Annotated in this window: 9 protein-coding genes and 1 other RNA gene; 7 read left to right on the top strand and 3 right to left on the bottom strand. The window is 44.2% G+C overall.

Annotated features, from left to right (window positions below; translation table 11 throughout):
- The first annotated feature begins 1 nt into the window (after position 1).
- The 3 genes from thiH to LKO28_RS01625 are packed head-to-tail and all read left to right on the top strand — an operon-like array spanning position 2 to position 3,001.
- Positions 2-1,111 carry a 2-iminoacetate synthase ThiH gene (gene thiH, locus LKO28_RS01635; RefSeq protein WP_227692794.1) on the top strand — a complete coding sequence of 370 codons (1,110 nt, stop codon included), beginning with the start codon at positions 2-4 and terminating at the stop codon, positions 1,109-1,111.
- 11 nt (positions 1,112-1,122) lie between these two features.
- Positions 1,123-1,833, top strand: coding sequence for a HesA/MoeB/ThiF family protein (locus tag LKO28_RS01630; protein ID WP_227692793.1), 711 nt, complete (start codon positions 1,123-1,125; stop codon positions 1,831-1,833).
- A 55-nt stretch (positions 1,834-1,888) separates the two neighbouring features.
- Positions 1,889-3,001, top strand: a complete 1,113-nt coding sequence (locus LKO28_RS01625) for an MBL fold metallo-hydrolase (protein WP_227692792.1) — start codon at positions 1,889-1,891, stop codon at positions 2,999-3,001.
- 37 nt (positions 3,002-3,038) lie between these two features.
- Here the strand turns inward: LKO28_RS01625 and LKO28_RS01620 are convergent, their stop codons facing one another.
- Positions 3,039-3,971 carry a hypothetical protein gene (locus tag LKO28_RS01620; protein WP_227692791.1) on the bottom strand — a complete coding sequence of 311 codons (933 nt, stop codon included), beginning with the start codon at positions 3,969-3,971 and terminating at the stop codon, positions 3,039-3,041.
- Between the two features lie 95 nt (positions 3,972-4,066).
- On the opposite strand from LKO28_RS01620, the gene ssrA reads away from it, so the two are divergent.
- Positions 4,067-4,434: a transfer-messenger RNA gene (ssrA, locus tag LKO28_RS01615) on the top strand.
- Between the two features lie 543 nt (positions 4,435-4,977).
- Here the strand turns inward: ssrA and LKO28_RS01610 are convergent.
- Entirely contained in the window at positions 4,978-5,289 is a 312-nt protein-coding gene (locus tag LKO28_RS01610) for a hypothetical protein (RefSeq protein ID WP_227692790.1), read from the bottom strand.
- Positions 5,290-5,550: 261 nt separating this feature from the next.
- Positions 5,551-6,009 carry an SRPBCC family protein gene (locus tag LKO28_RS01605; protein ID WP_227692789.1) on the bottom strand — a complete coding sequence of 153 codons (459 nt, stop codon included), beginning with the start codon at positions 6,007-6,009 and terminating at the stop codon, positions 5,551-5,553.
- 118 nt (positions 6,010-6,127) lie between these two features.
- Here LKO28_RS01605 and LKO28_RS01600 point away from each other — a divergent pair, with 118 nt between their 5' ends.
- The 3 genes from LKO28_RS01600 (at position 6,128) to LKO28_RS01590 (ending at position 10,796) form a co-directional block, all read left to right on the top strand.
- Positions 6,128-6,895: a TerC family protein gene (locus LKO28_RS01600; RefSeq protein WP_227692788.1), complete on the top strand. Its 768-nt coding sequence runs from the start codon at positions 6,128-6,130 to the stop codon at positions 6,893-6,895.
- A 93-nt stretch (positions 6,896-6,988) separates the two neighbouring features.
- Positions 6,989-8,005: a LacI family DNA-binding transcriptional regulator gene (locus tag LKO28_RS01595; protein WP_227692787.1), complete on the top strand. Its 1,017-nt coding sequence runs from the start codon at positions 6,989-6,991 to the stop codon at positions 8,003-8,005.
- A gap of 208 nt (positions 8,006-8,213) precedes the next feature.
- Positions 8,214-10,796, top strand: a complete 2,583-nt coding sequence (locus LKO28_RS01590) for an alpha-amylase family glycosyl hydrolase (protein WP_227692786.1) — start codon at positions 8,214-8,216, stop codon at positions 10,794-10,796.
- Positions 10,797-10,798: the final 2 nt, after the last annotated feature.

The following is a 10,798-nucleotide window of genomic DNA, read 5'->3' as shown; positions in this document are numbered from 1 at the left end:
CATGCAGTCGTTCGAAAATACTTTTCATCAATTTAACTGGAATTCGGTACAGGAGCGTATTTATGCGGTGGGGCCTGCTGATGTGCAGCGAAGCCTTCGGAAAGCGAAGAAAACTCTGGAAGACTTTCTGGTGCTGTTATCGCCAGCAGCGAGTGAGTCGTTGGAAGAAATGGCCCAGCTTACGCAACAGCTTACTCAGCAGCGGTTTGGAAAAACGATCCAGTTGTATGCCCCCCTGTACCTGAGTAATGAATGTCAGAATATCTGTACGTATTGCGGTTTTAGTATGGACAATCCGATCAAACGCAAAACCTTAAATGCAATAGAGATTATGCAGGAAGCTGCGGCATTGAAAGCGATGGGGATTAATCATGTGCTATTAGTCAGTGGGGAAGCCAATAAAACGGTAGGTATCGATTATTTTCTCAAAGCGATAAAATTACTCCGTCCACATTTTGCTCATATATCTGTGGAGGTACAGCCGCTGTTGCTGGAGGAATATGAGGCCTTGCACCGTGCCGGAGCGCATGCGGTACTCGTGTATCAGGAAACTTATCACGAAGAGGTCTATAAGCGCTATCATCCGAAAGGTAAAAAATCCAACTTTGCCTTTCGCTTGGAAACCCCAGATCGGATCGGCAAGGCCGGGATGCGAAAAATCGGGTTGGGCGTTTTGCTAGGGTTGGAAGATTGGCGGATCGATAGCTTTTTCAATGCCTTGCATATCGATTACTTGCAAAGACATTACTGGCAAACGAAGTATTCGGTTTCTTTTCCGCGCTTACGACCGGCCGAAGGGATTATAGAGCCCAATTTTGTCATGGAGGATCGGGAGTTGCTGCAATTGATCTGTGCCTATCGGATCTGGAATCCTGATCTGGAGATTTCGATTTCTACGCGCGAGAATGAGAAATTCAGAAACCATATTATCGCGCTGGGCGCAACAACCATGAGTGCGGCATCCAAGACGAATCCGGGCGGATACGTGGTAGATCCGCAATCGCTGGAGCAATTTGAAACCAGCGACGAGCGCAGCATGGAAGAAGTTCGACAGGTGATTTATCAGGCGGGTTACGAGCCGGTCATGAAAGACTGGGATGGGTGTTGGTAAGCTTGAACAAGATGGAGACAGCAGATATTTTTAAGCGATACAGCCGGCAGATCTTTATCGATGAAATCGGGGTGCCAGGTCAGCGCAAGATAAATGATGCCAAAGTATTGGTCGTGGGAGCAGGGGGATTAGGCAGTCCGGTGATCCAATATTTAGCCGCGGCGGGTGTAGGAACGTTGGCCGTGGTAGATTTTGATGACGTGGAAATCCATAACCTCAACCGGCAGGTCATTCATCGGGAAGCTACGATCGGACAATGCAAGACGGCTAGTGCCGCAGCTTTTGTCGAGGCGCTCAACAGCCAGATAAATTTTATTCCCCTTCGGGAGCGAATTCATGCAGATAATGCGCAGGTGTTGATGCAAGACTACGATATCGTGGTAGATGGCTCTGACAATTTCACGACGCGCTATATCGTGAATGATGCCTGTGTAGCTTTGGGTAAACCGTTGGTGTATGGAAGTATCTTCGCTTTTGAAGGACAGCTCGCCGTTTTTAATTTTAAGGGCGGAAAAAATTTGCGGGATTTGTTTCCTGAGGCGCCACCGCCGGAAGATGTCCCCAATTGCGACAGAAATGGCGTGTTAGGCCCGCTACCGGGCATGATAGGGAGCATGATGGCGATGCAAGTACTGAAGATGATTACGGGATTACCGGTAGCAATTAATGAGTTAACGATCGTGAATACCTGGCGCTGGAATTTTACCCAGTTGAAGTTCTAACAGGTTTTAAATATGACTTTGAGATGAGATCGATTCCACTAATTTTGATTCATCAATGAAAAAGTTTTTTATTCGGGTTATGCAGATTTTACTGATCGTTATCGTTTTGCTAATAATAGGCGGGCTTATTTACATGCGGCATACGCGCTTTGGCGCAGAGCCGACGGGTGAGCGGTTGGCGCGTATGGAAAGCAAATCTAATTATAGCGACGGGGCTTTTGATAATCTAGAGCCGACGCCGGCATTGGCCGAAGGAACGACTTATAGCGATGTATTCAAGAATTTCTTCTTCACCAAAAAAGTGCGTAACGTACCGCAAGACACCCTGCCCGTTATCAAAACAGACTTACATAGGCTTCCGGCGGATAGTAATCTGTACGTTTGGTTTGGACATTCCTCATACTTTATTCAACTCGACGGAAAGAAAATCTTAGTAGATCCGGTATTCAGTAAATATGCAACACCGGTACGCATTAGTGTGCGAGCTTTTAATAGTGCCTATGAATATGTGGTTCAGGATATGCCGGAAATAGATATACTTTTCATTACGCATGACCATTGGGATCATTTAGATTACAATACCTTTATTAAGCTAAAGGATAAGGTTCAGCATATCGTAACGGGTCTCGGCGTTGGCGCACACTTAGAAAAATGGGGTTATCCTGCAAATCAAATTACGGAGTTGTATTGGGGCGAAGGCGTAGCACTTGCGGGAATGCAAATTACTTCGACTACCGCGAGGCATTTTTCGGGCCGGGCTTTTAAACGAAATACCACTTTGTGGTCGTCTTTCGTCTTACAGGGCTCTAAAAAGTTATTCTTGGGTGGTGATAGCGGTTATGGGAAGCATTTCAAAGAAATTGGACAGCAATACGGTCCCTTTGATTTTGCTATCCTCGAGAATGGACAATATAACCGGATGTGGCACCATATTCATATGATGCCCGAGGAGGTTGTGCTGGCGTCGCAAGATCTGCAAGCCGCGTATTTGATTCCCGTGCACTCCGCGAAATTTCCGTTAGCAAATCATGCTTGGGATGAACCGTTGATTAGAGTGACTAAGGCGGCACAAGAAGAAGGCGTGAACCTTATTACGCCGCAAATCGGTGAAGTGGTGTATATGGATAGTATTCCTACTTACCGCCCTTGGTGGGAAGGGCTACAGTAGGAGAGAAGGCCCATGGTCTGCACCACGGGCCTGTCTATTATTTTTTCTTTTTCTTACCTTTTGGTGCTTTCTTTTCTTTTTTATTTAATACGCCTTCGATCAGCTTTCTTAATTTTTTCTTCAATCCGCCGAGCTTAGTGACGTCGTTTGCTTTTGCTTTTTTGTCGGTCGCTTTCTTCGCTTTTGGTTTAACTTTTTTACTGTCTTTCTTTTTCAGCTTTTCCTTCTTTTTGCCAGGTTTAACTTGCTCTTTTACCTCACTTTTATAAGAGGCTTCTTTCACGAGCTTTTCTGCTTTGGCTGACTTACTTTTGTCTTTGGTGGACTTCGCTTTTTCTTTGCCTTTTTTGCTAGAAGTAGCGTCCGAACTCTTTTTAGCTTTAGTACCAGACTTTTTCGGGCTCTTAGTTGCTGATGCAGGTTTTTCCTCCAACACTGTTTCTACGGCCTTCGGCGCTGTAGCCTTGCTAGTAGTTTTTGCCGGGCTCGTTTTCGCTTTGCTTACCGGCTTTGCTGCAGCTGTTTTTGTTGCGGCAGGTTTAGCAGGAGCAGCTTTAGTTGTGGCTTTATCCGCCGTCTTGGTTGCGGTATCAGTCGGAGCGGCTGTTTTTGAACTGGCAGGTTTAGCAGGAGCAGCTTTAGCTGTGGCTTTATCCGCCGTCTTGGTTGCCGTATCAGTCTTAGCAGCTATTTTTGTTGTTGAAGCCGATTTTGACTTAGCAGGAGTAGTTTTAGTGGCCGTCGTACTCGCAGCACTCGGCGCGCTGTTTGATTTAGCGGCGCTTGCTGGAGCTTTGGCAGACTTCGCAGCCGTTGTCTTACTCACTGAAGTCGATTTAGCTGCGGTTGGCTTTGCGGCGGATGCAGGTTTTGCTTTCGCCGTAGTATCCGTTTTGGCCGGAGCAGTTTGTGTTGCAGCTCCCTCTACCACTGGCTCCGTTTCCGGATTTGATTTCTTTTCTGTTGTCATGGATGTGCTTGCTTAAATGAAAACAACGATCTGTTTTCGACTTAAATATAACGAAAACAAATAATTTTTCGTAATTTTGTACCTTATATAATCATGGGGTCGACCGGAATTGACAGGATAGCGATGGTTATGTAAGCATGCAGTGCATTGTTAGTCTAGCACTTTAATCTGAACTTTCAACTTTACAACTGGCGAAGAAAACTACGCCTTAGCTGCTTAAGTTAGACTTAACATAGCTATTTGTCTCGTTAGGCCTTGTCTTACCGTCTAACACCAGAGGCATCGATCTGTAAGACTGGCAAGTGTGATTTTGCTAAGCACTTGTGAGATCCAGCAACTACGGAGAAAGGTATAGGTAAGTTTCTCACCTTCCCTCTCCCGACAACTAAAGAGAAACTAAGCATGTAGAAAGCGTAGATCATACTATGTTTGGACGAGGGTTCGAATCCCTCCGGCTCCACAAAATATAAGCTCAACGAAAGTTGGGCTTATATTTTTTAGGAGGGATGAGAACCCGATAAGAGGGTTCGATTCATAGAAGGTTTAGGGATGTGTGTGTGGAATGCGGGGCTAAACCAATCCCTCCGGCTTCACAAAATATAAGCTCAACGAAAGTTGGGCTTATATTTTTTAGGAGGGATGAGAACCCGATAAGAGGGTTCGATTCATAGAAGGTTTAGGGATGTGTATGTGGAATGTGGGGCTAAACCAATCCCTCCGGCTCCACAAAATAGCTCGTAAATCAGTATTCCCTGCCCTTTTCAAATTTTCGACGCAAATATAGAAAGGTGGTCTGACCAACTTGGGGTCTGTGCGTGCAAATTTTTCGGCACAAGGGCATATTTTGTCTGCACTTTTAGTCACCTCGCTCCTAAATTCTTAGAAAAAGCAGGTTTATCCATCAGAAATGCAGTTTATTTGGTGAGTAACTCCTTACCGTTACGTATACGTTATCGACAAAAACGTATACGTGATCGTCCGTTCGTTATAAGCTACGAGGCGAATGTTATACGTGATTGTCCGTTTGTGATACGTTATGGTTCAGAAAGACTACGGGATCATCCATTTGCGATATGCGGTCGCCCTCATCGAATACATGATCGTCAGTTTGATATACGTTGTGGTCCACAAAGACTACGTGATCATCCATTTGCGATCTGCTGTGGCTCACATCGAATACGTGATCGTCAGTTTGATATACGTTGTGGTCCACAAAGACTACGTGATCATCCATTTGCGATATGCGGTCGCCCACATCGAATACATGATCGTCAGTTTGATATACGTTGTGGTCCACAAAGACTACGGGATTGTTCATTTGAGATACATTATCTTCCAGAAAGAATATGTGTTGGGCCAAATCGTATATCCAATCGGAAAAACCGGTGACGGAAACGGCAGGAACGTGTACAAGAGGGGGGATTGATTATACATGAGGATGCACGAAGTATACGTTCGACTCCACAAGTTATCAGCTACGAGGCAAAAGGCATAAGGGATGTTGCGGAACTAATACAGTAGGACGCAGCAACCATGCGGCTTTCTTGCAATTGCTTCGGCAAGCCGGATTTGTTGATCCTCATTTTTCACACAGCTCTTTTAGCTTCTGGAGTGCTTTAGGATATTTCTCTTTGAAATATTCTAGGTAATCATCTATGGTATCCAGTTCGACGACAACGATCGTTCGCCCATCAGACACCTCGAAGTTGTATGCCTCTACGCCACCTGCCCATTTTTCAACCTGTTCGCCACTAGTCACTTCGACATCGCCGTCCAAAAAGCCGTAATGCCGCACCGCTACGCGTTTAGCGGGTATGTTTTCAACGACCTCCGATACCATTCCGCCTTTATTGCCCTTTTCGTCGACACCTACGAAGCATATCTTGCTTCCCTCGTCCCAACTGCCTTCATACGTTGAGGTCGGGTTAAACGGTGCCGTCCAATATTCGTAGAAGGACTTATCGTTCAAACCCAGCATCGCTTCATACACCCGTTGTACCGAAGCATTGATTTCCTGTCTAAATGTGAGCTTTTCCATGATTTATAATTTGATATTATCAAAAATAATAAAACTTTTCGCTTCGCTAATTGCTACTATATAGAAAATACAAAAATCAATTTGTATTATCGCAGAAAAATAATTTAACACGCACACTATGGAATGGATAAGTGATCCCCAGATTTGGATATCGTTTTTAACGTTAACCGTTTTAGAAATTGTTCTCGGTATTGATAACATCGTTTTCATTTCCATTCAAAGTAGCAAATTACCTCCTGAACAACAGAAAAGGGCCCGCCAGATCGGCCTTTTATTGGCGCTGGTGATGCGGGTAGGCTTACTGTTTTCTATTAAGTGGATTATGGGATTAACGGAACCATTTCTGCACTTGGGTGACACTTTCGGGATAGAAAACCCTTCTTGGTATAGGTATTTAACCCTTTCGGGTAGGGATCTGATTCTATTTGTCGGGGGATTATTCTTGATTTATAAGGCTACCACGGAAATCCATCACAAGGTAGAAGGCCACGTAGACGCTGCTATAGCGAACAAAAAAGTAGTTACATTCAGCAGTGTGATCTTGCAGATTATTATACTCGACTTAGTTTTTTCCTTAGACTCTGTTATAACAGCCGTGGGGATGGTGGATCAGATCGGTGTAATGATCGCCGCCGTTATCGTCGCGGTGGGCATTATGTTGTTATCGGCCGAGAGCATTTCAAGGTTTGTCAATGAGTATCCATCGGTGAAAATGTTGGCGCTTGCCTTCTTATTGCTTATCGGTGTATCCTTGACAGCGGAAGCTTTCGATCAACATATACCGAAAGGTTATATTTATTTCGCGATGGCATTCTCGGTGCTGGTCGAGTTTTTGAATATACGTTCAGAAAAGAAAGCTCTGCAGAAAATAAATCCGAAACTATAAGGATCTGTTCCACGAAATTACTAAACTCCAGGAGGATAAGGCACCTTTCTACTTCCCGCTTTTTTACGTAAGTTTGGCGGGAGGAATAACGATATGTCACAGATAACGATAGTTGATTTAGCGGAAAAGTTAGGGCTGTCTAAGTCTACGGTATCCCGGGCTTTCCGGGATAGCAGCGATATCAGTTCTAAAACAAAGGAACGTATTTTAGCCAAGGCTGAAGAGTTGGGTTTTTCACCAAACCTGTACGCCAGTAGTCTTCGCGGAAATCGTAGCCAGACCATTGCGATCATTATTCCGGAATTTGGCAATAAGTTTTTCAGCCAGGCGATAAAAGGAATTGAGTTGGTCGCCCGTTCCAAAAAGTATCATACCCTAATCTATGTCACGGACAACAGTGTACAGAACGAAGCATCGATCGTGCGCTCGTTGGTTAACGGCCGGGTAGACGGGGTGTTGATTTCCGCATCCGGAGAAGGGAAAGATCATAGCCACTTACAGACACTCCTAGATCACGGCATACCCACAGTATTCTTTGATCGAAGCTACGATGATTTTCAAGGACATTTCGTTACGGGTAACGACTTTGAATCGAGCCGCTTGGCTACCCAGCACCTTATTGATAACGGATGTAAGAAGATTGCCTATCTCGTGATCAACCAAAACGTATCTATCGGTAAAATCCGGATGGACGGTTATCGAAAAGCATTGGAAGATAATGACCTTCCATTTGACGAACGGTTGATCTTAGATACCGAAAATGACGAAATTAAAAATAGGGCGGCTATTCAGCGGCTCCTTAAACAACATAAACCTGACGGTATTTTTGCATCGGTGGAGCGCTTGGCCATATCCACGATAAGGGTGGCAGGGCAGGAGGGGATTCAGATTCCTCAAGATTTGAAACTGATCTGTTTCTCCTGTTTGGATATTGCCGATTTGTTAAATCCCTCGCTGAGCGTTGTTAAGCAACCGGCTTTCGCGATGGGGAAGGAAGCGGCTAATTTTCTTTTCCAAGCCCTAGATAAACCTAGCGAAAACCTAGAACAGCCGAATACTACTTTTCTGGAGTCTAACCTTATCTTCCAGGCATCCAGTCAACTCATTTAAATTTTTTTTTAAAAAAAATCATTTTTTGCTTTGAATTATTCCCGAAACATTTTACCTTTGATATGTTTCGGGAACATTCCCGAAATGCTAACAGTTATAGAGGGATCACAAAAGTAGTTTTCATTTTTCACCTTTTGTTCTTCCATATAGCGATAGATGGAGTTGTTTCGGGAACATTCCCGTTTTTATTTTGCTAGCCGTTTTGAGAATGAAAACGTACAAAAGTTTAGGGTATCTTTTAATCATGCTGTGTTGGACGGTCGCCTGTAAAAAGGATGTAAAACCAGATACAGACGCTATCGAGGAAGAAACAGCGCAGGGGCTCGTTTCCTTATCCAATGATTTTCTTTATTGGGATGAAATCACCACGTTTACTTTTGATCTCGCGAAAGGGAACAAAGAGCTTGCTAATCATTCGGGAGACCTTTTTCTGCACGCTGGTTTGCTCCTGACGAGTAGTGCATCGGAAAAAGAATGGAATGAAGTTGTCACCGCATGGGATGAAAATCTAGATAGCTATAAATTAAAACGGGAAGCGGAAGGTAAATATAGTATCACGATCCATCCGGCGAGTTTTTTCAAGCGTACTCAAGCAAATGACGTTACCCATATTGCCTTTTTGGTACGGAATGCGGATGGAAGCAAAGTGCTACGCAATGCAGATGGATCGGATATGTATTGGTCTATTTCATCGAAGCAAAAACCCGATATAACTTTTAAAGCGCCTGCTGTTCGACCCACTTTTGTTCCGCAATCGGAAAAACAATCATTCACAAAGGGTGAAGAGCTTCCGATTCGATTACAAGCTTCCCAGTCGGGTACAATCACACTTTCTTTAAATGGACATGAAATTGCGACTGGCCAAGGGAATGAACTGCAGCACAAATTGCAGTTGAATGGTACCGGACAGCAACATATACAAGCCCGTATTGAAGCTAATGGGCAGCGTACCGATAGGATGTTGACGGTGTTTGTGGAGGGTGATGTGGAAGTGGCAGAATTACCAACGGGAATCAATAAAAATGGGGTTACCATTAATCGTGATAAGCAGGAAATATCTTTCGTGCTTACCGCCCCGGATAAATCTTCCGCATTCCTATTAGGCAACTTCAACGATTTTCAAGCCACGCAAGATTATGCGATGAAGCGTACACCGGACGGGAATACATGGTGGATTACACTGAAAAATCTAGATTTTCAAATAGATTATACATATCAATTCTTGATAGACGGACAATTGAAGATCGCCGATCCATATGCAAAATTGGTGTTAGATCCGAACCACGATGGGGATGTGTCGCCCAATCCGCATTTGCCAAGCTATCCCCAAGGTGCAACGGAGGGTATCGTTTCGGTATTGTCGTTAAACAATACCGCGTACAACTGGCAAACCACCACATTTAATCGTCCTGATGCCTTGGATTTGGTTATCTATGAATTGCATGTAAGGGATTTCCTAGATCAACGCAATTACAAAACATTACGAGATTCTATTTCTTATCTGAAGAGATTGGGTGTGAATGCCGTTGAGCTGATGCCTGTACAGGAATTTGAGGCAAACTCCAGCTGGGGCTATAATCCTTCTTTTCACTTTGCGTTGGATAAATATTACGGTACCACGAATGAGCTGAAAGCATTTATTGATGAATGTCATCAAGAGGGAATTGCCGTGATACTCGATATGGTATTAAACCATGCGTTCGGACAATCACCTATGGTACGTTTGTATCAACAATCGGGCTCACTGACCAATAACCCCTGGTTTAATATCACGCCCACACATCCATATAATGTAGGTTACGACTTCAATCACGAAAGCCCGTTTACGCAACAATTCACGAAGGACGTGATCGCGTTCTGGATGGAAGAATTTAAGGTAGATGGTTTCCGTTTTGATCTCTCCAAAGGTTTCACACAGAAAAATTCGGGAACGGACGAAAGTGGGGGAGCAGTGCAGCAGTGGTCCGCCTATGATGCGAGTCGTATCGCGATATGGAAAAACTACAACCATTTTATACGTGAACGTGATCCGAACTTCTATGTCATTTTAGAGCATTTTGCGGAAGATCGGGAAGAAAGGGAATTAGCGGGCGAGGGTATGTATTTATGGAATAACCTAAATCATGCATTCAATGAAGCCACCATGGGGTGGAATGATAACTCCGATCTTAAACGCCTTTTTGCCGATGCGCATGGTTTTGAAAAACCACAATTCGTGTCATATATGGAATCACATGATGAAGAGCGGTTGATGTACAATAACCTGCAATATGGCAACACACATGGCAATTATTCAACGAAAGAGCTGACGATCGCAATAGAGCGTATGAAACAGGCGGCAGCGTTTCTTCTTTGCGCGCCCGGCCCGAAAATGATTTGGCAATTCGGAGAATTAGGATATGATGTCTCGATTGATGAAAACGGCAGGACAGGAGAAAAGCCATTGAAATGGGACTATCTGAAAGATGCAAAACGTTCCAGTCTGTTTGCGCACTATGCAAAGCTGATTGATTGGAAACGTCAGAATGCTATATTCAGAAACGGAACGGTAAACCACAGCGTACATGGACCCCTGAAATATTACGTATTGAAAGAAGCGGGGCAGGAGGTACTTGTGATCGGGAACTTTGATGTGGTTACACATAATTTCACTGTTCCGACAGACTTACAGAAAAGCTGGCACGATAACTTCGCCGGAGCGACACGCGATTGGCATTCGACAAGTTCGATTCCATTGGAAGCAGGAGAATATTACATATTAAGCATAAATAAACTGAACAGTAAACAATAATA

It is taken from the genome of Sphingobacterium sp. FBM7-1 (assembly GCF_020687765.1).
GTDB lineage: Bacteria > Bacteroidota > Bacteroidia > Sphingobacteriales > Sphingobacteriaceae > Sphingobacterium.
Note: the sequence above shows the minus strand (reverse complement) of the source record. Positions and strands in the feature narration are given on the sequence as shown.